Annotated in this window: 19 protein-coding genes; 7 read left to right on the plus strand and 12 right to left on the minus strand. The window is 72.0% G+C overall.

The features are described from left to right. The 6 genes from NNW99_RS26495 to NNW99_RS26520 form a co-directional block, all read right to left on the minus strand. Positions 1-774: a bifunctional 2-polyprenyl-6-hydroxyphenol methylase/3-demethylubiquinol 3-O-methyltransferase UbiG gene (locus NNW99_RS26495; RefSeq protein WP_215121627.1), complete on the minus strand. Its 774-nt coding sequence runs from the start codon at positions 772-774 to the stop codon at positions 1-3. Next, positions 771-2,132, minus strand: coding sequence for a condensation protein (locus NNW99_RS26500; RefSeq protein ID WP_215121628.1), 1,362 nt, complete (start codon positions 2,130-2,132; stop codon positions 771-773). Before NNW99_RS26500 ends, NNW99_RS26495 begins: the two co-directional genes overlap by 4 nt. Then, complete coding sequence (locus NNW99_RS26505) at positions 2,129-6,241, minus strand: alpha-(1->3)-arabinofuranosyltransferase (protein ID WP_215121630.1); 4,113 nt, start codon at positions 6,239-6,241, stop codon at positions 2,129-2,131. Before NNW99_RS26505 ends, NNW99_RS26500 begins: the two co-directional genes overlap by 4 nt. Beyond that, positions 6,238-6,963, minus strand: a complete 726-nt coding sequence (locus NNW99_RS26510) for a bifunctional 2-polyprenyl-6-hydroxyphenol methylase/3-demethylubiquinol 3-O-methyltransferase UbiG (RefSeq protein ID WP_215121631.1) — start codon at positions 6,961-6,963, stop codon at positions 6,238-6,240. The genes NNW99_RS26505 and NNW99_RS26510 overlap by 4 nt, the downstream gene beginning before the upstream one ends. Beyond that, positions 6,960-8,111 carry a glycosyltransferase family 4 protein gene (locus NNW99_RS26515; RefSeq protein ID WP_215121633.1) on the minus strand — a complete coding sequence of 384 codons (1,152 nt, stop codon included), beginning with the start codon at positions 8,109-8,111 and terminating at the stop codon, positions 6,960-6,962. Before NNW99_RS26515 ends, NNW99_RS26510 begins: the two co-directional genes overlap by 4 nt. Before the next feature lie 240 nt (positions 8,112-8,351). Further along, the gene (locus tag NNW99_RS26520) at positions 8,352-9,347 is read right to left on the minus strand and encodes a DUF3068 domain-containing protein (protein WP_215121634.1); all 996 of its coding nucleotides are present in this window, start codon (positions 9,345-9,347) and stop codon (positions 8,352-8,354) included. Between the two features lie 214 nt (positions 9,348-9,561). Between NNW99_RS26520 and NNW99_RS26525 the strand changes: the two genes are divergently transcribed. Beyond that, complete coding sequence (locus tag NNW99_RS26525; RefSeq protein WP_215121635.1) at positions 9,562-9,714, plus strand: hypothetical protein; 153 nt, start codon at positions 9,562-9,564, stop codon at positions 9,712-9,714. A gap of 2 nt (positions 9,715-9,716) precedes the next feature. Then, positions 9,717-10,961, plus strand: a complete 1,245-nt coding sequence (locus tag NNW99_RS26530) for a CdaR family transcriptional regulator (protein WP_215121636.1) — start codon at positions 9,717-9,719, stop codon at positions 10,959-10,961. Positions 10,962-11,006: 45 nt separating this feature from the next. Here the strand turns inward: NNW99_RS26530 and NNW99_RS26535 are convergent, their stop codons facing one another. Next, positions 11,007-13,055: a TerD family protein gene (locus tag NNW99_RS26535; RefSeq protein ID WP_215121637.1), complete on the minus strand. Its 2,049-nt coding sequence runs from the start codon at positions 13,053-13,055 to the stop codon at positions 11,007-11,009. A 232-nt stretch (positions 13,056-13,287) separates the two neighbouring features. On the opposite strand from NNW99_RS26535, the gene NNW99_RS26540 reads away from it, so the two are divergent. Both NNW99_RS26540 and NNW99_RS26545 read left to right on the plus strand, forming a co-directional pair. Then, positions 13,288-14,061, plus strand: a complete 774-nt coding sequence (locus NNW99_RS26540; RefSeq protein WP_215121639.1) for an IclR family transcriptional regulator — start codon at positions 13,288-13,290, stop codon at positions 14,059-14,061. Continuing rightward, positions 14,058-14,909, plus strand: coding sequence for an SMP-30/gluconolactonase/LRE family protein (locus NNW99_RS26545; protein WP_215121640.1), 852 nt, complete (start codon positions 14,058-14,060; stop codon positions 14,907-14,909). The genes NNW99_RS26540 and NNW99_RS26545 overlap by 4 nt, the downstream gene beginning before the upstream one ends. 13 nt (positions 14,910-14,922) lie before the next feature. Here NNW99_RS26545 and NNW99_RS26550 read toward each other — a convergent pair whose 3' ends face one another. Genes NNW99_RS26550 through NNW99_RS26560 form a run of 3 tightly spaced genes read right to left on the minus strand, consistent with a single transcriptional unit; the run spans position 14,923 to position 18,154 of the window. Further along, positions 14,923-16,329, minus strand: a complete 1,407-nt coding sequence (locus tag NNW99_RS26550; RefSeq protein ID WP_215121642.1) for an NAD(P)/FAD-dependent oxidoreductase — start codon at positions 16,327-16,329, stop codon at positions 14,923-14,925. Continuing rightward, the gene (locus tag NNW99_RS26555; protein ID WP_215121644.1) at positions 16,326-17,546 is read right to left on the minus strand and encodes an MAB_1171c family putative transporter; all 1,221 of its coding nucleotides are present in this window, start codon (positions 17,544-17,546) and stop codon (positions 16,326-16,328) included. The genes NNW99_RS26550 and NNW99_RS26555 overlap by 4 nt, the downstream gene beginning before the upstream one ends. Then, positions 17,543-18,154, minus strand: a complete 612-nt coding sequence (locus NNW99_RS26560; RefSeq protein ID WP_215121645.1) for a toxin-antitoxin system, toxin component family protein — start codon at positions 18,152-18,154, stop codon at positions 17,543-17,545. The genes NNW99_RS26555 and NNW99_RS26560 overlap by 4 nt, the downstream gene beginning before the upstream one ends. Before the next feature lie 263 nt (positions 18,155-18,417). Here NNW99_RS26560 and NNW99_RS26565 point away from each other — a divergent pair, with 263 nt between their 5' ends. Further along, a complete protein-coding gene (locus NNW99_RS26565) occupies positions 18,418-19,929 on the plus strand; it encodes an alpha-N-arabinofuranosidase (RefSeq protein ID WP_215121646.1) in 1,512 nt (503 codons plus the stop codon). Positions 19,930-19,942: 13 nt separating this feature from the next. Here the strand turns inward: NNW99_RS26565 and NNW99_RS26570 are convergent, their stop codons facing one another. Together NNW99_RS26570 and NNW99_RS26575 are read right to left on the minus strand one after the other, a co-directional pair. Beyond that, positions 19,943-20,998 (minus strand): hypothetical protein, encoded by a 1,056-nt coding sequence (locus NNW99_RS26570; RefSeq protein WP_215121647.1) that lies wholly within the window; start codon positions 20,996-20,998, stop codon positions 19,943-19,945. A gap of 132 nt (positions 20,999-21,130) precedes the next feature. After that, positions 21,131-24,109 (minus strand): beta-galactosidase, encoded by a 2,979-nt coding sequence (locus tag NNW99_RS26575; RefSeq protein ID WP_215121648.1) that lies wholly within the window; start codon positions 24,107-24,109, stop codon positions 21,131-21,133. Between the two features lie 126 nt (positions 24,110-24,235). Between NNW99_RS26575 and NNW99_RS26580 the strand changes: the two genes are divergently transcribed. Together NNW99_RS26580 and NNW99_RS26585 are read left to right on the plus strand one after the other, a co-directional pair. After that, complete coding sequence (locus NNW99_RS26580; protein ID WP_184592257.1) at positions 24,236-24,694, plus strand: Rrf2 family transcriptional regulator; 459 nt, start codon at positions 24,236-24,238, stop codon at positions 24,692-24,694. A gap of 297 nt (positions 24,695-24,991) precedes the next feature. Then, positions 24,992-25,636 carry a DUF4360 domain-containing protein gene (locus NNW99_RS26585; RefSeq protein ID WP_215121650.1) on the plus strand — a complete coding sequence of 215 codons (645 nt, stop codon included), beginning with the start codon at positions 24,992-24,994 and terminating at the stop codon, positions 25,634-25,636. The last annotated feature ends 8 nt before the right edge of the window (positions 25,637-25,644 follow it).

A 25,644-nucleotide genomic window follows, 5' to 3' on the forward strand; every position in this document is an offset into this window, starting at 1 on the left:
CTACGTCCTCCTGGCGTGCAGCAGCAGGATCGACGCCAGCTTCGGCCGGGCGCAGGCCAGCCGGTCCAGCGGCCGAAGCGGGCGCGGTACGCCGTGGAAGGGAGCGCCTTCGAGTCCTACGACCGTGAATCCGGACGCGGCGACGAACTCCCTCAGCGCGCGGGCGGTGTAGAGGCGCAGATGTCCTACGACCTCTTTGCCCGGGCGGCCGTGGATGCCGCGCAGGCTGACCTCCGAGAAGACCGGCTGCACCCCGGCGAGCAGCAGGGCGCGGTTGTACCAGGCGGCCAGATTCGGGGTGGACAGCATCAGATGGCCCCCGGGGCGCAGGATCCTGCGGATCTCGTCGAGCGCGGCGTCCGGGTCGACGAGGTGCTCGATCACCTCGCTGAACAGCACCGCGTCGGCGGATTCGGAGGCGAACGGCAGTCCCCCGCCGGTGAGTTCACCGCGGACCGCGTACGGGATGCGGGTACGGGCGCGTCTGAGGGCGTCCTGGGACCAGTCGACGCCGATGACACGGTGGCCGGGCAGCAGGGGCGCGGCGGTGGCGGCGGCGGTGCCGTCGCCGCAGCCGATGTCGAGGACCGTGCGGGGGCGGTCGCCGGCCGGTCCGAGGGCCCGGGCCAGCATGCGGGCCTGGCGGAGGCTGCGGGGGGTGCCGGACGCCACCGGGACGGCGGGGTTCTCGTAGAAGTCGCGCAGGTCGCGGGGCGGGCGTCGTCCGGCGGTGGTCGTTGTCGTCGCGGGTGTCGTGGCCGGTGTCGGTGTCATGGGGCGACCTCCGTGGTGTGCAGATAGTGCTCGAAGAGGTCGCGGAGGTGGGCGCCGTCGCCGTGGCTGAGCAGGGACCGGGACCAGCGCAGGGCCAGGTGGAGACGGCCGGCCGTGGAGGCGGTGGTGACGGTCAGGCCGCGCGGCATCCGGGCCGGCGCCGAGAACCAGACCGCGTGCGCGCGGCCCGCCTCCTCGCCGAAGTCCAGCGGGTACGGGATACGGCCGATGTTGCTGAGCAGGGTCGTCGACGTCCAGGGCGCGGCGGCCCTGCGCAGGCCGCGGGTGAGGGCGGCGCGGGCGGCGACCGGGGCCCAGGGGGAGGTGAGCAGGGCGGCGCCGTGGCCCAGTTGGGGGCGGGGCTGGGATTTCAGCGCGCGGGTGCGTTCCGCGGTGCGACGGAGCAGGGTGGACATCTCCGCCTTCAACTCACCTGGTGAGAAAGGCACTTCTACCAGGCGGGTGCCGTTGCCGATGGGCATCGTGGTGTCGCGGGGGCGGTCGTCCACGGGCATGGTGATGCGCAGGGGGCGGGGGCGGGCGCCGTGTTCCCTGTTCCAGTGGGCGATGGTCAGGGCCGTGGTGACCATGAGCTGGTCGTTGACGGTGTAGGGGGAGCCCTTGGGGCGGTGCGGGAGGGGGAGTTCGGTGACGAGCATGCCGTTGCCGGGGGAGGGGTCGGGTGTGCCTTGCGCTACCCGCGCGGGGGGTGACCAGGTGGTGGGGGTGTCCGGGGGTTCTTTTCCGGGTTCCGCGGCGCGGGTGGGGGGCGCGGTGGGGTTGTTGTCCTGGCCTCCGTAGAGCTCTGCGGCGGTGGCGAGTATGCGGAGGCAGGCCGGGCCGTCGAGGGCGGTGTGGTTGATGGTGAGGAGGAGGACTGTGCCTTGGGTGGTGCTCGGGGATGGTGCTGGGGCCGGGTGGGTCCGCAGCTCGGCGGGGCGAGGTGCCGCTGCGCCCACCCGTGCCGCCCCAGCGGCACGATTGCCCGCAGCTAGGGCGGCGACTGCTTCGAGTCGGATCGGCGGCGACATCGTCAAGGGCGGTGCCTCCGCCAGTGCCCTCGTCCTGGCGTCCTGCAACGCCCTCGGCCCCGCCGGGGTGAAGGTCACCACCTCCGTGTCCGGCTCCGTCGTCAGCTCCCACTCGTAGCGGCGGCGGAACCACGGCCCCCCTGCCTCCCGCATCAGGATGCGGGGATGCCGGTGCAGGGCCTCGGTGAAGGCCTTGCGCAGGCGGGCGGGTTCCAGGGGGCCCGGGAGGTGGACCTCGATGTGGACCGTTTCCGGTTCCTGCTCCTGGAGGCAGTGCCGGGACACCTCGTCCACCACCGGGAACGGGATGCGTACCGGTGCGGTCATGCGGGCTCTTCCTTCCCCGGTTCTCGCAGGCTCACCAGGCCCGCGAACAGGCCGATCAAAGCCAGCAGTTGGGCCACATGCCCGAACGCGCCCGTGCCCGACCCCACCGGCTCCCCGGCCCCGAACGCGGCAAGCACACCCGCTCCCGCCAGCGCGACGAACGCGATCGGCACCAGCAGGGCGTGCCGCCGCGAGGCCAGCAGTGCCAGGGCCGGGACCAGCAGCGCGAACCAGCCCGCGATCACCACTGCGACCAGCGTCAGCGCCACCGTGCCGAGCCACAGCCCGGGCAGCGGCGGAACCGGCTGCGGTGCGTCGGGGTTGGGGGCGCGGCGGCGCCACAGGGCGAGGCCCAGCAGCACCGCGATGCCGGCGCCGCTGCCGATCAGCCCGACGTCGTAGGTCGTGGCCGGTTCGTACGACAGCTTGACCGCGCCGCCCGCCCCGGCCGGGACCCGCCAGCCCTGCTGCCAGCCGTCCAGCCGTACCGGGGTCAGCTCCTTGCCGCCCAGGGTGGCCTTCCAGCCGTCGTTGAAGTTCTCGTACGTCGTCAGGTACGAGGCCGTGCCGGAGCCGACCGTGACCTCGCGCCGGTCGCCCAGCCAGTCCCGTATCTCCAGCTCACGCCCGGCCGCCGCGGCCTCGGGAACCGTCCCGCGGGTCAGGGTCACGTCCGTGAGGGCGAGCGGGCCCGCGTCACCGCCCTCCAGCCGGTGTTCGCCGGCGGGCAGCCGCACCTCGGAGTCGCCCCGGCCCTCCTGGCAGAGCGTCACCTCGACGCCCCGCCGCTCCACGAGATCCCGCACCGTCCCCTTCACGCTCGTCCGGTACAGCTCGCTGTCCAGCGCCACGTCCGGGCCCTTGCCGCACGGCAGGGAGAACTTCCGGGTGCCGTCCGGCTGCGGGGTGCGGTACTGGTCGAGGGAGGGGACGTACGCCTCCGTCAGGCCCACCGGGAGGCGCAGATCCTCGTCGGCGACCGGGTTGTGCAGGGTCAGCGGGGCGGTCTCGGTGACGGTGATGTCGAGCCGGTCGGTGGTGATCGGCGGGAAGCGGACCCAGCCGTTCTCGTCGACGCCGGCGATCGTCGCGCCGTCGGGGGAGCTGATGCTCACCTGGGAGGCGCGGGTGGACAGGCCGCCCGCGGGGGCCAGGACGACTTCGCCGACCGGCTGCTTGCCCTCCCAGCTCAGGTGGATCGTCGGCCGGTCGCCCGCGATCCAGGCCGTCGTGAGGTCGCCGTCGGTGAGGTTGCGTGCCGTCAGGCCCGCGCCGAGGCTCGCCGTGGAGTCGGCGGTGGCGACGATCCTGGTCTGCTGCTCGGGTGCGACCTCGTAGAGCAGCCGGTCGAGTTCCTCGCCCGGCACCGGCACCGCGTTCGCCTTCACCTCGTAGGTTCCGGCGGCCGGTGTGGTGAAGCGGCGGTGCAGTCCGGCCTCCGTGCCGGTCGCGGACAGGCCCGTCGGGTCGGCGGCGCGGTGCAGGGAGACGACGGTGGCGGCCGCGGTGGCGTTGTCCGCGTCGGCCGGCAGCTTCAGCAGCCGCGTCACCTGGATGTCCGGCAGGTCGATCTCGGAGAAGCCCGCGCCCGTCAGACCGGCCCGGCGCTCCACAGAGTCCACGATCGTCAGCTTCATCCAGCGGCTCGTGCCCTCGGGCGCCTTGATCCGCTGCGTCTTGCCGTTCGGCTGGAGGAAGCTCGTCTTCGAGCCCTTCTCCGTCTCGACCCGTACCTTCGTGGCCGCCGCGCGCACACTCTCCTGCGGCAACGGCGTGACCTTGAAGGAGGACGGCATGTCATAGGGGCCGGTGAAGCCGACCCGCAGCCACTGCCCGTCCGGGGTGTCCGGCGCGCCCTCCGCCCAGGCGGTGTCCGGGTTGCCGTCGAAGGCGTTCACCGGGTCGTACTGCGGCAGATGGAAGAGCCAGTTGCCGTACGAGGACGCCGTCACCGAGGCGGCGCCGCGCAGTTCGGCCACGGTCTGGTGGTCGGTGCCCTCGGCGGGCAGGATCTGCCGCGGCTTCTCGCCCGGGTCCTGCTGGGCGTCGGGCGCGTTGCGCTCGTCCTCCGTGTACGTGTACGACGTACCGGCGTTGACCAGGCCGAACCGGGTGTCGGCACGCCGCATCCCGTCGCCCACCACCTGCACGGCCGGGGTGCCGAGCCCGGGATGGTTGTCGCCGGTCAGGACACTCGCCCGCCCACGCAGCCGGGACGCCAGCGGCAGCAGCGCCTCCGGGCCGCCGGACACCACGGCCGTGTCGGAGACCGGGGCCAGTCCCGCCTGCCCGGGCCGGAGCACGTCCGCGTCGGCCGGCCGGTAGATCTCCACCGCCCGCTGCCGCGCGTACAGCCCCTCGACCTGGAGCGGGGCGTCCTGCGCGATCCGCCCGCCGGTCATCACCGGACCGAGCCCCGTCACCCGCTCGTACCCGGACTGCTCCAGCGTCCGCTTCACCGTCGCGGTCGGCACCGCGCCGATCTGGTCGGGATCGAGATCGTTGCGTACGACGACGTAGTACAGCCCCGCCCGGCTCAAGTAGTCCGCGAGACCGGGGACTTCGCCGCCCGTCAGCAGCGCCTGCTCGACAGCGTCCATCGCGCGCCGGTTGCCGGGCGTGCCGAACGGGACGTAGTCGCGCTGCGCCCAGCGCGACTCGGCGAGCACGTCGAGCGGCTGGTCGATGGGGGAGCCCCAGGTGTACATGCCGTGCGCGGTCGCCGGGACGACCAGGGCCCGGGAGTCGGGGGAGTACTTCTCCAGCCAGTCGGCCGTGGCCTGCCAGTAGGTGGGCAGCTTCTGGAAGGAACCCTGGTTGAGGATCGAGCCGTTGAGATACGGCAGCAGCAGCCCCGGCAGGACCAGCACGGCCGCGATCAGCGGGGCGAGACGCCGGCCGCGCACCCGGCGGGCCCCGCGCGGCTCGGCTGCCACACCCACCAGATGGACCAGGCCCAGCACGAGCGCCAGCGCCATGCCCGCCTGGAACTTGTAGATGTTCCGGAACGGCGACAGCCACCCGTCCAGCCAGCCCTGCACGACCCCGTGGAACGGCGCCCCGAACGCCCCGCCGTACCCGGCGAGCAGCACCAGCGCCGCCACCAGCACGGTCAGCACCAGCCAGCGCCGCTCGGGCACGTCCCGCCGGGCGAGTCCGGCGAGCCCCAGCCCGGCCGCCAGCGCCGAGCTCACGATCACGAGGACCGAGGAGGCCACGGCCCACCCCGCGGGCAGCCACGCCTCACCGAAGTGCAGATAGGCGACCCAGTTCCCGGCGCCGCGCAGCGCCTCGGTCGCCGACATGGTGTCCGTCGTGGTCTGGGCCGTCTCGATGTACGGCAGGAAGTTCTCGCCGTAGACCCCGAGCAGCAGCAGCGGCACCCACCACCAGGCCGTCACGACGATCACGGCCGGGGCCCACCAGGCGATCAGCTTGCGCTGCCGGGGCCCGGGCGGCCGGGACAGCAGATACAGCCCGACCGGCAGCAGCGAGGCCAGGGTCGCCGAGGCGTTCACCCCGCCCATGAACGGCACGAGCAGCGCCGACCGCAGCGCCGCGACCCGGGCCGCGTACCGCTCGTTCGTCAGCGGCAGCAGCACCCACGGCAGGAAAGCGCCGGGCAGCGCGGCGGCCGACGTCGACCCGATGACCGTCGTGAACACCGGCCACAGCGCGTACGCCACGGCCCCCAGCAGCCGGGACGTCCCACTGCCCACCCGCAGCCGTTCCGCCAGCCGCAGCGCACCCCAGAAGGCGACGGACACGACGACCGACATCCACAGCCGCTCCGCCAGCCACACCGGCAGCTGTACGAGGTCGCACAGCCAGTAGAACGGCAGCATCGGCCAGAGATAGCCGACGTACTGGTCCTGGATCCCGCCGAACCCGGCCCGGTCGTGCCACAACTGGCCCAGATCTGCGAGGAACTGCCCCGGGTCGACGGTGACGCCCAGCTTGGTGTCGAAGGTCTGCCGCCCGGGTTGCACCGCGAGGAACAACACGAACACCACAGCCCAGAAACCCAGCAGCCAGCGTCGCGACCGCGGGCCCTCGGGGGGACCCGCCGCGGTCGCGGTGGGGGGAGGAGCCTGGACCGTGGTTGTCATGTAGGACACCGCCGCAGAATGAGGAGGAGGTTCCAGGTGGCGAACTCGCGGATCCCGGGCGCCTTGACGACGGTCTCCGCGAGGAAGGGCCAGTAGCGGGAGCGCGCCGAGACGACCGTGACGTCGTCGCGGGCACGCACCTGCCGCAGGGTGGAGCCGATGTGCACCGCGAACAGGTTCTCGCCGAGCGTGTGCTTGGCGGGCCGGCCGGTCCGCCGCAGATAGCGGGCCCGGGCCCGCTCGGCACCGAAGTAGTGCCACGGGGCCCACTCGTGCCCGCCCCACGGCGACAGCCAGTTGGTGAACGACACATAGATCAGCCCGCCCGGGCGCGTCACCCGGGCCAGCTCACTGAGAAAGGTCTCCGGATCGGCCACGTGCTCCAGCACGTTGGAGGAGAAGGTGACATCCGCGATGCCGTCCCGCAGGGGCAGCAGATACCCGTCGGCGACCACCGCACCGCCGGGCGGCTTCTCACCCAGCTCGGCCATGTCCGGCTCGAACAGATAGGCCTGGGCCCCGCGACGCCGGAACTCCTCGGTGAAGTAGCCACTGCCCCCACCGATGTCCAGGACGGTACGCCCGGCGACGGGCCCGTCATACGCCTCGACTTGGTCGGCGGCGTCACGGGCGAGCAGCGAGTAGCAGTACTCGGGATCGTCCTGTTCACGGAGGAAGGCACGGAACAGGGCAACAGATCTTCGAAACGAGGGGTCTTTCACGGCCCCCAGCCCCTCACCGCCTCCGCGGCCACCACCCGGAACTGCCGAACCGTACGGTCCCACCGATAGGAAGCGGCCCGCTCCCGAGCCGCCTTCCCCATCAACTCCCGCTCCCGCCCGGCCAGGGCCAGCGCACACCACGCGGCGGCGAACGACGACTCACCCCGCGCGAGCACCCCGGTCTCACCATCGACCACGGAGTCCTTGAGCCCGGGCACATCGAAGGCCACACTCGGCGTCTCCCGCGTCGCGGCCTCCGTCACGACCAGCCCCCATCCCTCCACGGCGGAGGGATGCAGCAACAGCCAGGCCGCACACAGCAGTCGATGCTTCTCGGCTTCGGACACATACCCGGTGAACTCCACACCGGGCCCGGCCAGCCGCTCCAGCCGTTCGCGCTCCGGCCCGTCCCCGACGATCACCAACCGCCCGCCGGTCACCGGCCGCACCCGCTCCCACAACCGCAGCAGCAGATCGATCCGCTTGTACTCGACGAGCCGCCCGACGGCGACGAACAACGGCTCCGCCGAGCGCTCGGCTCGCGGCCCCGGCTCCTCGACCCCGTTGTGCACGACCCGGATCCGGTCCCGCTCCACCCCGATCGCCCGCAGCGCGTGGGCCGTCGAAGGGGACACGGCGACCATCAGGCCGCCCTGCCGCGCACCGGTCAGCGCCCAGTGCTCGAGTCTTCGGCCGATGCGCGCCGCCGGGGCCAGCGGCCCGCCGAAGCGCATCTTCCACAGATCCGTATGGACGTGGTTGACCAGACACAGCGTGGGACCGCGATGCCACAGCGGCGCCAGATACGGCATGCCGTTGCACACCTCGACCAGCAGATCGCAGTCGCCGATCTGGCGGGCGAAGGCGGAACGGGCGCGCAGATAGTGCCCGTAGGGGCCGCCCGCCGACACGACCCGGTAGTCACGGAAGGCCGCGGGGCCTCCGCACAGCAGGGTCACCTGGTGACCCAGCCGGGTCAGCCCGTCGGCGAGCTTGTCGACCAGCAGCTCGGAGCCGCCGGCGGAGGGGTTGTCCAGATCACGATGGGCGAGGAACACGATCCGGCGCGGATGTGGGGGGAGCGCCGGAAGGGCCCGCTGCGCACTGGTGGAGGCGGCGCGCAGCCGGGACGGTACGTGCTGGGGCATGGGTGCTCCAACTCGTCTCGGGGTGCGGAAGTCAACGTGGGAAAATGTGAGGGTCTGTCCGGAAGGGGAGTCTGAAAGGGGAGTCTTGAAGAAGTCGGCCTGTGGGGGGGCCTGAGCTCTTCCTGGGAGGGGAGTGTGGACGGGATGTGCTCGGGTGGGGTTGGACAGTTTTCGCCCGGACGTTCGTCAGGGCTACTCACCGGCGTGACAATTTCGGGCTTTGTTAGAGCTGACGTCACATCACATCGTGAGGGTGGGCTGGGGCATGTCCGGCTTTTCGGACGGAACAGGCTGCTCCGGCTCCTTCCGCCCACGCGCCACGAGAAGCCCACCCACCACCGCGAGCACAAAACCGGTCACCGCCGCCCCGATCGGCAACGTCACGCCCACCATCCGCAGTTGGCGGCTGTCCCGCTTCGCCTGCCGCACCGCTTCCTTCTGCGTCGCGGTCGTGAAGGAGACCTTCCGGCTGTCCAGCAGCACCGCCGCGTCCTTCTTCCCGCCCGGCGCCCGCAGGGTCCGCTTCGGCCCGGTCTGCGCGTAGATCACCCGGCCGGTGGCCTGGTCCACGATCAGCTCGAACCCGTGGTTGGAGTACCACTCCTCGGCCAGCACCTGCGGCCGGCCCGGCTCGTCGACGAGGCTGCCGGGCACCATCCGTGTGCCGGTCCTGGTCGGCGGCACCGATCCGGTGAACTTGTAGCCGGTGTAGCCCTGGACCTTCGCGGTGCCCCGGTAGCGCAGCACGACCGTGTCGCCGAGGGTGTTGTCCCACCACTGGTAGGAGCGTTTCTGCACGTCGAAGGGGAACTTCAGATAGGCCTCGCCCTCGATGTACGGCTTCTCGCCGCAGCAGTGCACCGGACGGGTCGTCTCGCGGTCCATCACCCAGCGGTGCGGTGTGAAGTCCAGCGCGTCGTGCGGATCGGCGGCGGGCAGCGACTTGTCCGTGTCGACCGTGGTGATCACGTCCCAGACGGCGTTGCCGCTGCGTTCACTGGCCTCGACATTGCCCCGGACCCGCTGCGTCACGGTGATCTTCCGGCCGGAAACCGTCTCGATCCGGTCAGTGTCGAAGACGCTGCCCCGGCCGGTGTAGACGGCGGTCGTGTCGATGTCGATCGGATTCACCGCGGCACGCGGTTGCACATACCAGGCGAGCAGGGGCGCCAGCACCAGCAGGAACGTGCCGAGACCCAGCAGGACCAGGGAAAACGGAGAGGTTGTACGGCGCATCCGGGCACTCCAGTGGCTTGGGACGGCTCGACGTACGAGGAGACCGGCACGGCGACGAAGTGCGCGCATGCGGTTGGGCCGGGAACCGTAGGCGGCTCTTGACGGGGTGTCAATGCTTGTCGAGACTGGGCGCGACAGGCAGGGACGGGACGCCAAGGTGGGGCGACCTCCGGACGAACACCGGACGAATCCGGACAGAGAGGCTGACCCTGCGATGTCCAGACTGCTCGCTGCCGCGTTGACCGTCGCGCTCGCCGCCGCCCTTGCCGTGGGCGCCGCGCTGGGCGTGGTCGCGCTGCTCCAGGCCACACCCGACCAGCCGAACACCCCCTTGATCACGTACGAGCAAGCGGGCCAGGGGAGTTGACGGTGACGGCTGCCCGCACCGGAACCGTCACCGCACGCTCGGCCTGGCACGACGTACCGCGCTTCCAGGTACGCCGGTTCGCGGCGATCGCCATGGCCGAGGCGCCCGAGCTCGCCGAGGAGATCCTCCGCGAGATACAGCGCGAGTACCCCCATCTGCCGTTCGTCGTCGACGACTCGGGCGAGCCCATGGCCCTGGTCGGCATCCGCCGCGCCATCGAGGTCTTCGTGCAGCACCTGGAACACTCCGAGGGGCGGCCCACCGTCCCGCCCGGCGTCTTCCAGGACTTCGGCCGCGGCGAGGGCCTGAACGGCCGCTCCCTCGACTCCCTCCAGGCCATCTACCGCATGGGCGTACGCCTGGCCTGGCGCCGCTTCGCCGACATCGGCCAGCGCGTGGAGATCCCGCCCCCGGCGATGTACGAACTCGTCGACGCGGGCTACGAGTACCTGGACGGCCTCGTCGACCAGTCCGTACGCGGCTACGCCGAGGCCGCGGCCCGTCAGGCCGGTGAACGCCTGCGTCTGCAGCGCCGGTTGATGGAGCTTCTCCTCGTCGAGCACCATCGCGGCGACCCCTCCGAGGCCCTCACGGAACGCGCCGCCCGGATCGGCTGGCCCCTCCCGGCCAAGGTCGCCGTCGGCGTCCTGCTGCGTCCCGCCCGGGAGGCCATGGCCCCCGCGGTCGGCCAGGGTGTGCTGCTCGACATGGAGTACGAGCAGCCCCGCATGGTCGTGCCCGACCCGGGCGCGGCGGGCCGCCCCGAGCTGCTGCACCGGGCCCTGGCCGGCTGGTCCGGCGCGATCGGCCCGCCCGTACCGCTCGCCGACGCGGCGAAGTCACTGCGCTGGGCCGAGGCGGCGGTACGCCTGATGGAACGCGAGCTGCTCCCCTCGGGCGAGGTCCTCTACTGCACCGAGCACACCGAGGCGCTGGTCCTCCTCCAGCCGGAGGAACTGATCGACGACCTGGCCCTGCGCTGCCTGGCCCCCCTCACCCACTGCGGCCCCACCCACGGCCGCCGCCTCGCGGAAACGCTCCTCGCCTGGCTGGAGACCAGGGGCGGAGCCCCGGAGGTCGCGGCCCGCCTGGGCGTCCACCCCCAGACGGTCCGCTACCGCCTGCGCCAGATCCGCGAACTCTGGGGCGACGAGATCGACGACCCCGACCGCCGCTTCGAACTGGAACTGGTGCTGCGGGCCCAGCGGCTGCGGGGGCAGTTGGGGGCGATGCGCACCCGGCGATGACCGCCCCCCGGCGATGCCCCCGGCCATGCTCCCCCCCGGCGGATGTCACACCGACGCCCGCTCCTTCGCCGTCGCCGTCGCCGCCGCCCGCCCGGAGACCGGGGCGTCCAAGTGGACCACCACCGACGAATAGAACCGCTGCACGGCGTCGTCGACGCTGCGGATGAAGCCGGACTCGGCGCTGCCCCGCCCGCTGCCCATGCCCTTGAAGAGGGACAGCCGGAAGCCGGTGATCCGGGTGGAGCCGTCCCTCGGGAGCAGATCCGCCGGCTCCGGACGCAGCCGCTCCAGCGTGCCCCGCGGGCCGCCGGTCTCGCCCTCCACCAGCGTCTCGACATGCAGGTCCGCCGGTGCCTCGGCGAGCCGCCGGACCAGACGCTTGGCCCAGGTCAGGGGATAGCCCTGCTCGGGTGCCGGGATCTCCACGGACGTGCGCAGCTTGGCCGTTCGCAGATCGGCGCTGAGGGTGAGCAGGCCGGGCGCCCCCTCCACCCGCAGTTCCGCCTGGAGCCTGCCCTCCAGACAGAGCTGGTCGGCGAGCCGGGCACGCCGGGCCCCGGGGTCGGTGCCGCGCCGGGTGCGCTGGGCGGGCAGCACCTTCTGCCCGAGTTCGCCGCCGAGCCGCAGGCACACCTGACGGATGAGCCGCTCCCAGCTCTCCACCACCTCCAGGGCGCGCGGGTCGCCCTGGCAGAGGGTCTCGTCGCCGATCCCGTTGCGCACGGGCACCCAGGCCGCGCCCATGTTCTGGAAGCCGTGGCAGCCGGAGTTCTCGTGCTGGAGGTAGTGCAGGAGGTCCTGGAGCAGCCAGGTGCGGGCCGCGTTGCCGACGCCCTCGTGCCGGATCAGCATCTGCGCCTGGTGGGCCACTTCGGCCCAGGACAGATGCCAGAGCGCCACCTGGTGCTTGCGCCGCCGGTCGATCTTCACATCGACCAGCGGGCTGCCCTCCAGCGCGACATCGTTCGACAGCGTGATCACGGCCTCGTAGCCACGCCGGGCCGCGATGTCCATGTAGGCCTGCACCTGGTCGGACCTGAGGGGGTTGCCGTTGGTCTTGGTCTCGACGAGCGCCGTCCACAGCTTGCCGGCGCGCTCCACGCGGATCACTCCGTCGGGGCGCCGGGGTGTGTCACCGTGCGGCAGGGAGACCTCGGTGAAGGTCTCCATCCGGCCGGAGGGCGCGCCGAAGGGGGCGGTGACCCGCCTGCCGAACCGGGGCACCTGGGCCATCACCGACAACAGCACGGACGTGGCCCGCGTCTCCCGGTCCCGGTCGCTCTTGAGCGCCGACACCGGGAAGAGCCGGGCCTGCCGCCAGGACTCGTTCTCCGCCAGGCTCTTCACGGGCGCCCTGGGCGGCGTGACCTTCTTCTTCGCGGTCCGGGGCCGCGCCGCCCGCTTCTTCGGAGCGGTCTCCTCCGTCGCGTCGACGGGCCCGCGCGGCGCCGGGACGGCTTCCAGCATCGCCGCCGGTCCGGTCTCGGGTTCGGCCGCGGCGGCCGGTACGACGGGCACGGGCACCTCCGGGGCCGCCGCCGTCTCGGAATCCGGCTCGTCATCGTCGACGTCCACGCCGAAGTCCGTCGCCAGCCCCGCGAGCCCGCTCTCGTAGCCCTGCCCGACGGCCCGGAACTTCCACTCGTCCGCCCGCCGGTACAGCTCGCCGAAGATGATCGCGCTCACCTCACCGGCGTCCTCGATGACGAACTGCAGCAGACTCTCGCCCCCCGCGTCGGCCAGCGTCACCTTGAGATCGTCCAACTCCCCGAAGCGGGCACCTTCGTACCGGCTCGCGGCCACGACGATCCGCTCCACCTCGGCCGGGACCGCCGTCAGATCGAAACTGATCCGGTCCTCGCTGCCGTCCCCCGTTGGCTCCTTGCCGAGGAGCTGCACACTGCCGTCGGCCGCCACCGGGTTGTTGTAGAAGTAGAAGTCGGCGTCGCTGCGCACCTTGCCGCCGGCGTCCAGCAGCAGGACGGACACATCGGCGTCGCCCTCCCCGGTCGGGCTGGACCAGCCCAGGCTGATGATCGCGGAACCGACGTTCTCGCTCAGGGCCGTTAAGGACAAGTTCGAGCCCTTGGTCATGTCACGCACAGAAATCCCCCCACCTCTGCGACACCTGTGACGTGTCGCACATACGGCACTTTAATGTGCACGCAACGCGCTCGTGGGCCGCTCTTCGGTTTCCGCCCGCTGTCCGTCTGCCTCGTCTGCCCATTGCCCGGCCAAACCTCTATGGCTAGCCTGTGTTCGTCATGCCGATCGCCTGTTGATATCTCGAACACAGGCGCCTGAGACACATAGGGAGGGGCCGGTCGTGGGACGACTCGTACCAGCCGTGACCCGGGCTCTCGACATTCTCGAGCTCTTCCTCGACGGGGACGGGACGCTCTCCGCCCCCGACATCGTGCGCAAGCTGCAGCTGCCGCGCACCACCGTGCACGAGCTGGTGACCACGCTCGCCGCCCGGAAGTACATCGTCCAGGTGCCCGGGCAGCCGGGACGCTACCGGCTCGGCGTCCGGCCGTACCAGCTCGGCGCCCGTTACGCCGAGCAGCTCGACCTCGCCGCCGAGGGGCAGCTCGTCGCCCGGTCCGTCGCCGAGACCTGCGACGAGACCGTGCACGTGGCGATCCTCGAGGACGCGGACGTCATCTACATCGCCAAGGTCGACTCCACGCACGCCGTGCGGATGGTGTCGGCGGCCGGACGCCGGCTGCCCGCCCACTGCACCTCCGTCGGCAAGATGCTGCTGGCCTCCCTTCCCGAGCAGGAACTCGCCACGCGCATCCCCGACATGGCGGCGCTCGTCGCGATGACCCCCAACAGCATCACCGACCCGGCCGCCCTGCGCGAGGCCCTGGCCGAGATCCGTGAGCGGGGCATCGCCGTGGAGAGCCGCGAGTCCAACCCGGACGTGAGCTGCGTGGCCGCGCCGGTCCGCGACCGCACCGGCCAGGTCGTCGCCGCCCTGTCGATCTCCGTGCCGATGATCCGCTGGAGCGAGGAGCGCCGCGCCGAGCTGGAGCAGCTCGCCGCGAAGGGCGCCGCCGAGCTGTCCGAGCACCTGGGCCACCGGAGCATGGCATGACGGCGAAGCCGTACGAGGTCGCCGTACGGGCCGAGGCCGAGCTCGGCGAGGGGCCGACCTGGGACGCGGCGACCGGCCGGCTGATCTGGATCGACATCCTCGGCTGCCGGGTGCACACCTACGACCCGGCCACCGGCCACCGCACGGTCCGCCGCACCGAACAGCACGTGGGCGCGGTCAAGCCGCGCGCCGGGGGCGGACTGGTGATGAACCTGCGTGACGGGGTCGGCCTCCTCGATCCCGACGGCGGGTTCCGCTGGCTGCACCACGAGCCCGTGCCCGGCCGCCGCGCCAACGACGCCGCCGTCGCGCCCGACGGCACGCTCTGGGCCGGCACCATGCGCTACGACGAGGCCCCGGGCGGCGGCACGCTGTCCCGGATCGCCGGTGACGGCACGGTCGATGTCGTCCTGGACGACGTGGCCGTCAGCAACGGCACGGGGTGGAGCCCCGACGGGCGGCTCCTGTACTACATCGACTCCCCGACCCGGCGGGTCGACGTCTTCGACCACGTGGACGGGCGGGTGTCCGGCCGCCGGACCCTCGCCGAGATCGAGGACGGCGCGGGCTTCCCCGACGGGCTGACCGTCGATGCAGACGGGTGCGTGTGGGTCGCGTTGTGGCAGGGCTCGGCCGTACGGCGCTACACGCCCGACGGTGAGCTGGACCGGGTGATCGAGCTGCCGGTGCCGTTGGTGACGGCGTGCGCGTTCGGCGGGGCCGGGTTGAGCGATCTGTACATCACGACGGCCCGCGTGGGCCTGACGGAACCGCCCGCGCTCGCCGGGTCGCTGTTCGTGGTGCCGGGGGCGGGCAAGGGCATGGCACAGCCCGCGTTCGCCGGCTAGTCCCGTTGGAGCCCTAGGGCTCCAGCCCCGCCGCCTTCCGCTCCGCGGCCGTCAACGGCGGTCCGCTCAACGACGGTTTGAGCGGCCCGACCGCCGCCGCCAGCAGCACCGACGGAGTCAGCAGCACCCCCGCCCCCCGCTCCAGCGACGTCACATCGGTCACCCGGCGGGCGATACGCCCGCTGCCCGTCGCCGTGTACATCAGCCGGTCCACGTACGCGGTCACGAGCCGGTCCCGGAGGGTGGGGCCCGCTTCCGTCGCGCCCGGGTAGAAGACGTCCTGCCCGATGGCGAGGTCCCAGGCCGCGCCGACCGGGCGGGAGACGGCCTTCTGGATCCGCCGGGACAACCGGGGCGCGGCCCAGCCGTGCCGCCGTACCGTGTCGCGCAGCAGCAGGGCGCTCTGCGCGGCGACCGCCAGACCGTGCCCGTAGACCGGGTTGAACGAGGCGAGGGCGTCGCCGAGGACGGCGAAGTTCTCCGGCCAGGCCGGCATCCGCTCGTAGAAGTGCCGGCGGTTGAGGGTGGTGCGGGTGAAGGACACGTCGGACAGCGGCTCGGCCTGTTCGAGCAGGTCGCCGATCAGCGGGTGCCGCAGATCCTCACGGGCGAAGCTGACGAAGTCGTCGTTCTCCCGGGACGGCCGGCCGCCGCGCGTGCCGCACAGGGTGACGATCCACCGGCCCTCCTCGATGGGCAGCAGGAACCCCGCCCGGCCGGGCCCGCCGTCCCGCCGGTCGGGCTGGACGTTGATGATGGGGAAGCCGTCGCGGGCCGCCGCGGGCGCGAGATACAGGCGGCTGGCGTAGGCCAGGCCCGCGTCGACCTCGCGCCGTTCCACCGGGGGCAGACCCAGGGCGGTCAGCCAGTTCGCGGCCTGGGAGCCGCGGCCCGAGGCGTCGACGACCAGGTCCGCCTCCAGGGTCCGCTCGGGGCCGTCGTGGGGCCGGATCCGTACGCCCGTCACCGCGCCGTCCGTGCCGGTGAGGCCCACCGCCTCCGCGCGCTCGACGACCTCGATCCGCTCGTCGGCCAGGACCCGCGCGCGGACCGTCGCGTCCAGCAGATCCCGGCCGGCCAGGACCACATGGTGGGACTCGGGCCAGCGCCGGAACCAGCCCCGGGTGCCGAGGGCGACGATGTCCGTGGTGACGGGCCGCCGGTTCGCCCCGGCCTCCCTGAGCGCCCCGGTGATCCCGGGCAGCAGTTCCTCCATGGCCCGCACCCCGCCCGACCAGAGCATGTGGGCGTGCCGTGCCTGCGGAAGTCCCTTGCGGGGGCCGGGAGCGGCGGGCAGCGCGTCGCGCTCCACGACGACGACCCGGTCGGCGACATCGGCCAGCGCGCGTGCCGCGAGCATGCCGGAGTGGGATCCCCCCAGGACGACGGCGGTTCTGGCGGGGGTGGAGCTGTCAGTCATGCGCGGGCGTTCTCTCTCCCGGGGGCGGCCGCGCGCGAGCGTACCGCCTCGATGTGGTCGCGGTGCCGCAGGGCGCGGGACACGGCCTGGATCTCCTGCAGCAGATAGGTGGTGTCGGGGCCGGAGGGGGAGGCGGCGCTGTCGGACTGCGGAGCCTGTTCCCGGGCGTCGACGGCGTCCAGGATCATGACGGCCGCGGCCAGCGCCTTCGCCCGGCCGGCCTCGAAGCCGAGCTCCAGGGCCGCGTCGTACGCCCGTTCCCGCAGCTCCTCGTCGAGGTGCCGGGAGAGCTGGAGCAGCACGTCGCGGATGTACGTCTCGCGGCGGATCAGGCGCAGTTCGCCGGTGGCGCGCGGGGCGAAGGGGGCCCCGCCGCCGTTGACGGTGCGCAGCAGCAGATAGAGGGGACGCAACTGCCAGTGGGCGAGCCGGATGCGCCACCGTTCGTGCAGATACTGGCCGCCGTGCGGAATGATGAACCCGGTCGCGACCATGGTGGCCGAGAGGCACGCGGCCGAAGGGGCCAGATACGTGCTCAGCCAGTCCAGGTTGTTGCCGGTCAACCGGGCGATGACGGCGGTGAGTTTGGCGGCGTCGAAGAGCAGGTTCGTCGCGTAGCCGACACCGAGGAACCTCAGGCCCCAGCGCAGCCAGGCGTCGAGGCCGTCGGTGCGGACCCAGTTCCAGATCAGCCGGGCCGTGATCGAGCAGGCCACGGTATGGGCGAGGAGATAGAGCAGGATCTCCTCGCGCATGAAGGGCGTGTTGGCGTAGTACGTGTCCAGATCCTGGCGGCGCTCCACGGGCACGTCCGCGAGCCAGAAGAGCACCCACAGGGCGACGACCACACCGGCATAGGCGAAGACGACCCAGCGGGCGGCACGGCGCGTCGAGGCCGAGCGGTCGGACAGGCCGTTGCGCCAGGCGACGATCAGCAGCAGCCAGGACGCGCACAGTGCGGTGAGCAGCGAGTACACCAGCGGCGCCGCGATGTTCGGCACGCCGGTGACGCGGTTGGTCCAGCCGATGACGGCCGGGGACGCGAAGACGAACACGGCGCAGGCGAACAGCAGCAGCCCGCCCACCGCGCGCAGCATCGGGTCCCGCCACATCTTCACCAGGCTGGGCAGCTTGATGACCAGGGCGACGGTCAGCGCCCCGATCGGCAGCCAGAAGGAGACGGAGAAGCCGTCGAGGACGTCCCGGGCGTGGATCATCGGGCGCCGCCTCCGCGTCCCCGGTAGCCCATCGACCGCCGCACCGGATCGAGAGCGGCGTCCGTGTCGCGTGAGGGACCGTCCGCGAAGGAGCGGAAAGCCGCCGCCAGCCGGTGCCCGAACGTGTCGGCCTCGGCCTCGTCACGCTCACGCGAGCCGTCGCGGGCGGCCACCGTCAGCGCTGCGGACTTCCAGCCGGGCTCCCCCTCCAGCGCCCGCACCGCCGCCGTACCGGCGACGTGGTGATGTCCGTGCCCGGCGTGCAGATGCCACAACTCATGCCCGAGAATGACCAATTGCTGCACCGCCTCGGCCCGCTCCTCGACGATGACGAGGTCGAAGTCCTGGAACTCGACCCACAGCCCGGTCACTTCGATCTCATCGGGAAAACGCTCGAAACGCAGCTCGACGGGACGCCCTCCGCGCCGCGCGCTCATCTCCTCGCACAGCGCCCGGCACAACGACCGTACGTCGGTGGGGGACTGCTCCCTCGCCCGGATCCCGGCGGCGAGCCCGGCGGCGAGTTCGCGCATTCCCGAGCCCCTGCGTGAACGTCCACAGGCACGGGTGACCCGGGCGGCCAGCGCCCGCGCGCCCGCGATGTCCATCGCTCCCCCTTCTTCACCGCCGGCCGGCGGCTCGGCAGCGGGTCCGAGACTACGCGCCCGAATGTGTTCACGTCATGCGATCCGACGCCCATTGTTCAATGCAGAATGACCGTTTTCGCGCTGAAAGCGGTGTCCGGAGTCCGGCCGCACCATTGACGCGCCAGCGCTTCGAATTTACGGTCCTGTTCGAAGTCACGAGCATAATTCGAAATGCCGAACGCCGGCCGTTGTGGAGAAACCGGCAGTCCTGGAGAAAGGCGACCATGCACACCGCCCGCTTCACCCTCGACCCCGCCTTCACCGTCGGCGAGGTGAACCCCCGCCTCTTCGGCAGCTTCGTGGAACACCTCGGCCGCTGCGTCTATACCGGCATCTTCGAACCCGGCCACCCCACGGCCGACGAGGCCGGCCTCCGCCGGGACGTCCTGGACCTGGTGCGGGAACTCGGCGTCACCGCCGTCCGCTACCCCGGCGGCAATTTCGTCTCCGGCTACAAGTGGGAGGACTCGGTCGGCCCCGCCGAGGCCCGCCCCCGCCGCCTCGACCTCGCCTGGCGCTCCACCGAGACCAACCGCTTCGGCCTCTCCGAGTACATCGCCTTCCTGAAGAAGATCGGCCCCCAGGCGGAGCCCATGATGGCCCTCAACCTCGGCACCCGGGGCGTCGCCGAGGCCCTCGAACTCCAGGAGTACGCCAACCACCCGGCCGGCACGGCCCTGTCCGATCTCCGCGCCGCGCACGGCGACAAGGACCCCTTCGGCATCAAGCTGTGGTGCCTGGGCAACGAGATGGACGGCCCCTGGCAGACCGGCCACAAGACGGCCGAGGAGTACGGCCGGGTCGCCGCCGAGACGGCCCGCGCGATGCGCCAGATGGACCCGGGCGTCGAACTCGTCGCCTGCGGCTCCTCCAGCCAGTCCATGCCCACGTTCGCCGAGTGGGAGGCGACGGTCCTCGCCGAGACGTACGACCTCGTCGACCACATCTCCCTGCACGCCTACTACCAGCCCGAGAACGGCGACATCGACTCCTTCCTGGCCTCCGCCGTCGACATGGAGTCCTTCATCGAGAACGTGGTCGCCACCGCCGACCACGTGGGCGCCAGGCTCAAGTCCAAGAAGAAGATCAACCTCTCCTTCGACGAGTGGAACGTCTGGTACATCTCGAAGTGGCACGAGATCGAGAACTCCGGTGACCGGGACTGGGCGGAGGCCCCCCGCCTCCTGGAGGACAACTACAGCGTCACCGACGCCGTCGTCTTCGGCTCGCTCCTCATCGCCCTGCTCCGGCACGCCGACCGCGTCACGGTCGCCTGCCTCGCCCAGCTCGTCAACGTCATCGCGCCGATCATGACCGAGCCGGGCGGCTCGGCCTGGCGCCAGACCACGTTCTTCCCGTTCGCGCAGGCGAGCCGCTACGGCCGCGGCCAGGTCCTCGACGTCCGCGTCGACTCACCGACGTACAAGACGAAGAAGTACGGCGAGGCCGACCTGCTGCACGCCACCGCCGTACGCGCCGAGGACGGCACGGTCACGGTCTTCGCCGTCAACCGAAGCCGCACGGAGGCGCTGCCGCTGGAGGTCGCCCTGGGCGGGCTCGGTCTGACGTCGGTCGTCGAGCACAGCGCCCTCGCGGACGCCGACCCCGACGCCCGCAACACCCTCGACGAGCCCGAGCGGGTCACCCCGCACACCGTCGACGGCACGGCTCTCCAGGACGGCACCCTGAGCGCCGTCCTGGAGCCGCTGTCCTGGAACGTGATCCGGCTGGCGTGAGAGACCGGCCGGGTCAGCGCTCGACGCGGAGCAGGGCGGCCGAGGACGCCGAAGTCGACGTCGTACCGACCGCCCAGTAGCCGCCCGCCGAACCCGGCACCGAGGCAAGGGCGTTCATGACGACGGGGGTCGAGGCCACCGGCCCCCGCTCGCTCACCCAGGCCGTGCCGTCCCACCGCAGATAGTGGGCCCGGGTCTGGTCCCAGAAGTCCCACCCGGCGATACGGTCCGGCCGCCCCTGCGCGTCGGCGACGATCCCGTTCAGCATGCCGACGCCGAACGGCCCGGTCACGCCCTGCCAGGTGCTGCCGTCCCCGTGCAGGAGCAGCACACCCGGGGGCTTGCCGGGCGGGCCGCCCACCCCGTAGTCGTATCCGACGAGCCACAGGTCGTCGTCCGCCACCGGCAACAGCCCGGTGATGCTCGCCCGGATGCCCTGATAGGCGGGCAGTTCGCTCCACGCCGAGCCGTCCCAGCGGGCCACGACCCCGACGCCGTACAACCAGACGTCACCGGCCGGGGTGAGCTGCACGCCCGAAGGCGTGGCGGCGGTCGCGCTCGGCGGCGCGGGCAGCCAGGTCCAGGTGCCGCCGTCCCGGTGCAGGAGCAGTCGGCCTTCCGAGGTGCGCCCGGAGAACCAGGCCCCGCCACCCGGGTCGACCGCGACACCGGTCAGGGAGGTGCCGGACTGCCCCCGCCCGGGGAAGTCGGTCTCCCGCCAGGTTCCTCCGTCCCACGCGAGCAGGTGCGTGACCCCGGCCGTGTCGGTGCCGATCGCCCACGCCGAGCCGGCGCACGTACCGGCCACGGAGTGCAGATAGCCGCGGAAGCCCAGGTGGCCGAGGCCGGTCCGCGCCCATGCCGTGCCGTCCCACACGAGGGCCAGCGGCGAGCCGAGCGTGCTCCCGCTGCGGCCCTCCTCGCCCACGGCCCACGCGAGACCGTCCCCGGCGGCGGCGACGTCCCGCAACTGGGCGGCCGCTGTGGCCGCCGGTGTCGGCACGGCCTGCCACGCATGAGGTGCGCCGGTGTCCCGGGCGATCGCGGCCGGGGCGAGTCCGAGACCCACCCCGGCACCGACTAATCCGCTGATGAAACGCCGTCTTCGCACGAGTTCCCCTCCCGGTCGTAAGCCCTTGAAAGGTCAACACGGTCAACCAGCGGGCCGCAGAAGGCAATGCACGAGGACGGCTCGATCCGGTCACACGGGCTTGACCGGCACCCCGCCCGCCGCCGCGCCCAGCAGGGTCAGCCGTACGTCCTTCGGCCCGGAAGGTGTGCTGCCGTCCGACAGCACCGCCAGCGCCAGTGTGTTGGCGCCCCGTGTGCGGAGGATCCCGTTCGGCAGCACGAAGGTGTGCTGCGGCCCTACGTCGTTGATGTACTGGCCCAGGTTCCAGCCGTTGAGGAAGATCTGCACGCGGTAGGCCCGGCCCGGGTCGTCGTCGAGGACGAGCCCGACCGAGGCGTCGACGTCCGGGGCGACGTCCAGCCGGAAATCGGTCCGGTACCAGGTGACGCCCTGCCGCCGGTCGGCCCGGGGCAGCTCGGCGTCCTTCCAGTCCGCGTCGTCGTGCTCGGGCAGATGCCAGCCCTCGCGCTCCCCGTACAGCCCGCCGTTGTTCATCGGCCCGCGCACCGGGTCGGGCGTGGACGCGCCCTGGACGCGCCACGTCACCTCGGGGGAACCGCCCTCGAAGGTGACGGCGGTCAGGCCGCGCGCCGCCTTGTGCGTGTCGAGCGCCTTGCCGTCCATGTCGTGCGGCATCGGCCGGACGAGCACGGACAGCACATGCCGGTCGCGCTCTCCGTCCCGCGCCTCACGGAACCTCTCCCGCACCTCCTCCGGCAGGGCGAAGGTGGCCTTGGCGGTCCATGTCCCCTGCCGGGCCCGGCTCTTGTCCGGTACGGGCATCCGGTGGGTGCCCAGCGGCTCGCCGTCCAGCCAGGCCATGAGCAGGCCCTGCGTGCCCGTGCTGTAGGCGAGGGAGACGGACTCGACGCCGTTCTCGTCGTTCCACTCACCCCGGTACCAGACGTCGCCGTAGTGGAAGCCGTAGTCGTCGGCGAACAGGACGGGCTGCCCGTCCGGCACGGGCGTCGTGCTGAAGGACGTCGTCTTGTCGGCCGCCGTCCAGCCGGAGTCGTCGAAACCGGGCTCGGACTCCGGGTTCTCGGTCCGCCGCCGCCAGCCGTCGAGCGCGGGCAGCGCGGGCCGGGTCACGCCGGGGAGCGGCCGCAGCGCCAGCAGGCTGCCGGAGGCGCTGATCCGCACGGGCACCGGCCGTCCGTTCCAGGTGACATGGGTGATCCCGCGCGGCCCCCACACCTCCAGGCCGGTCGCGCCGGTGGTGTCGCCGGTGAGATGGACCGTGGAGCCGCGCAGCGTCGCCGACCGCAGCAGGGACGGGCCGTAGACGAGGAGCCGGCCGGAGGGCGTCTCGTACGGCCACAGCCGCAGGGCCGTCGCGTCGTCGGCGAACAGCACCAGCATCGGCGTGTCCACGCCGTCGCCCTCGACCCGCACCCGGCTCAGCCCGCCCGCGCCGAGCGGAGCGGTGATGTTCAGCTTGTTGAGGTTCCAGGACCACGCGGGCTCCGCGTCCAGCCGCATCGGTGTCGGCTCGTCGACGCACTCCAGCACGACCTGTGCGAGATCGCCCCGCCTGCCCGCGAACACGGCGATGTCCTGCCGCCCCGCCGTCAGGCTCAGCATCGGCTGCACGGTGGAGTGCACCAGCGTCCGCTTCCCGAGCCTCAGATCGGCGGCGATCAGCTTGGCGTCCCGCGCCGGGACCATGACCGGCACATCGATCCCGGCGCCCGGCAGCGTCACGGAGACCGCCTCGGCGGAGTCGTTGCGCAGGACGTAGAAGCGGGCGCCGGTGTCGGGGTTGGTCAGGGGATAGACCTTGACCCGCTTGTCGGTGGCGCGCCCGGCCTTCGCCCGGTCCAGCTTGGCGAGGTCGGGCAGATGGCGCACCGACTGCCCGATCTGGTGCATCGAGGCGAGCTTGGGGGTGACGTTGCGGGCCTCGTCGATGGCCGCGCCGTAGTCGTACGACGTGTAGACGGCCGGCGCCGGCAGCCAGCCCCAGGAGGTGCCGCCGAACGTCATGTAGACGTTGTGCAGCGTGATGCCGTTGGCGAGGTTGGTCAGATAGAAGCGCCGCTCGTACGCCGCGTCCCGGGTCCGGCGCGCCTCGGCGTAGCCCTTCCCGTCGAACCAGGACCCGCCCCACGGGTCGAACCAGCCCCCGCCGAACTCGGGCACGAACCCGGGCGTCCGAGGGCTGGCGGTCGCCCCGCCCTTCACCCCTCCCGCCCCGAAGTGCCCCCAGTCGGGCGGCACTTCGTCCGGCTCCGGATACCCGTCGAACCCGTACAGCCAGCGCCCCTTCTCGCCGCCGGTGTCGAACGTCCCGGGCGCCCAGTGGCCGCCCCGCCCCTTGTCGTTGTGGAACAGCGGGACGTCGATGCCGTCGGCGCGGACCTTCTCGTACAGATACGACATGTAGGCGCGCCCGGCCGGCTCGTCGACGTGGGCGTCGTACTCGTTCTCGATCTGGTAGAGCAGCACGGTGCCCGTACCCCGCGTGAACAGCCGCTTCGCCACGATGGCGTTGACGGCGGTCAGCCACTCGTCGACGTACTTCAGATACGTCGGGTCGGAGGTCCGGGCCGTGCCCTCGGTGGCGGTCAGCCAGCCGGGGAAGCCACCGGCGTCGACCTCCGCGTTGATGTACGGGCCGGGCCGCAGGATCACGTACAGGCCGGTCTCGGCGGCCATCCGCAGGAACAGGTCCAGATCACGCACCCCGGTGAAGTCGTACCGGCCGGGCGCTGCGGAGTGATAGTTCCAGGCGACGTACACGCTGACGGCGTTGTAGCCATGGGCGCGCATCTTCTGCAGCACGTCCCGCCACAGGGACGGGCTCGGCAGCCGGAAGGGGTGCATCTCGCCCGACCAGAGCACCAGACGGCGGCCGTCGACCAGCAGCGAGTACCGGTCGAAGCCGATGCTGTGCCGCTCGCCGTCCGCGCTCGGCACCGGGGGCGGCGGGCCCGTGGGCGCGGTCCGTCCCGGGTTGGCGGAGGTCGGCGACCCGCTGCCGGTCAGCGCGAAGCCGAGCGCCGCCGTGCCGGCGAGAGCGTGGAAGGTACGCCTGCTGAGCTCCAAGGGAGCGCCTCCTGTTGTGCTGCCGTGCCGTGCGTGGTGCTTACGTGGTGCGTGGGTTGTGCCGGGTGCGTGGTGCCCGGGTGGTGCTGTGCGTCATTGTCCACAGCCCGCCGCGACAATGGTCCTATGAGGATCTCGGCACGTGCGGACTACGCGGTACGAGCGGTCGTGGAACTGGCCGCCCGGCAGGAGGAAGGGCCGGTCAAGGCGGAGGCCGTCGCCACCGCGCAGGACATCCCCCACAAGTTCCTGGAGGGGATCCTCGGCGATCTGCGGCGCGGAGGCGTCGTCGACAGCCGGCGGGGCGGGGGCGGCGGCTACCGGCTGGCCCGGGAGGCCTCGGAGATCACCGTCGCCGATGTGATCCGGGCGGTGGACGGACCGATCGTCTCGGTACGCGGCGAGCGGCCGACCGGCCTCGCCTACAGCGGCACCGCCGAGCCGCTGCTGCCGCTGTGGATCGCCCTGCGGGCCAATGTGCGCAGGATCCTGGAGGGCGTGACGGTCGCCGACCTCGCGGCCGGCGCGCTGCCCGAGCAGGTGGAGCGGCTGGCGGCGGAACCGGCGGCCTGGGAGAACCCGTGAGGGGCGGCGGCCGCTCGCCGCACTGTGCGTGATCCTCATGACGTCCTCGGAGTGTCCTCGGTCTGACGCGTCGGTGGAACGCACCCTATGCGCCCGCCCACACCCCGGACGAAATCCCGCCACTGTGAATGGCCGGGCAGCGACCTGGCCGACCTCTGCCGCCCTGCGTACGATGCGACCGCCCCCGGCCTTCACAGCTCCTTCATGGGACGGTCACAGGTCGGGTGCGCATGCACTGTCGTCTTGACATGTCCATGCCCTTCGGTGTTCCACCCCCCACGAACGGATGGGAGAACCATGGCCGGTGGCCTGCTTCTGAGCGGCGCGGTAGCCGCGCTCCTCACCAGCGCACTCCCCGCAACATCCCCGTCCTCCGGGTTCGACGACCCGCCCCCGGACAAGATCGTCATCCAGGTCGCCACGGTGAACGGCTCCGGCTGTCCGCAGGGCACGGCGGCGGTCGCCGTCTCCGAGGACAACACCGCCTTCACGGTGACCTACAGCGACTACCTCGCCCAGGCCGGCGGGAACTCCGACCCGACCGCGTTCCGCAGGAACTGCCAGCTCAACCTGAAGGTCCACGTCCCCGGCGGCTTCACCTACGCCATCGCCAGCGCCGACTACCGGGGCTTCGCCGCCCTCCAGCGCGGCGCGAGCGCGACCCAGCGAGCCTCGTACTACTTCCAGGGCTCGCCCAGCACGGTCTACAAGAACCACCCCTTCAGCGGCCCCCTCAACGACAACTGGCAGGCCACCGACGAGACGGACTGGGCCCAACTGGTCTACGCACCCTGCGGAGTCCAGCGCAACTTCAACATCAACACCGAGATCCGGGTCAACGCCGGCACCCAGTCGGCCGACAAGGTCAGCTTCATGACGATGGACTCGACGGACGGGGACATCAGCACGGTGTACCACTTGGCTTGGAAGGAATGCCCGTAGCCCTGACG

The organism is Streptomyces sp. CRCS-T-1 (genome assembly GCF_024442335.1).
Lineage (GTDB): Bacteria > Actinomycetota > Actinomycetes > Streptomycetales > Streptomycetaceae > Streptomyces > Streptomyces koelreuteriae.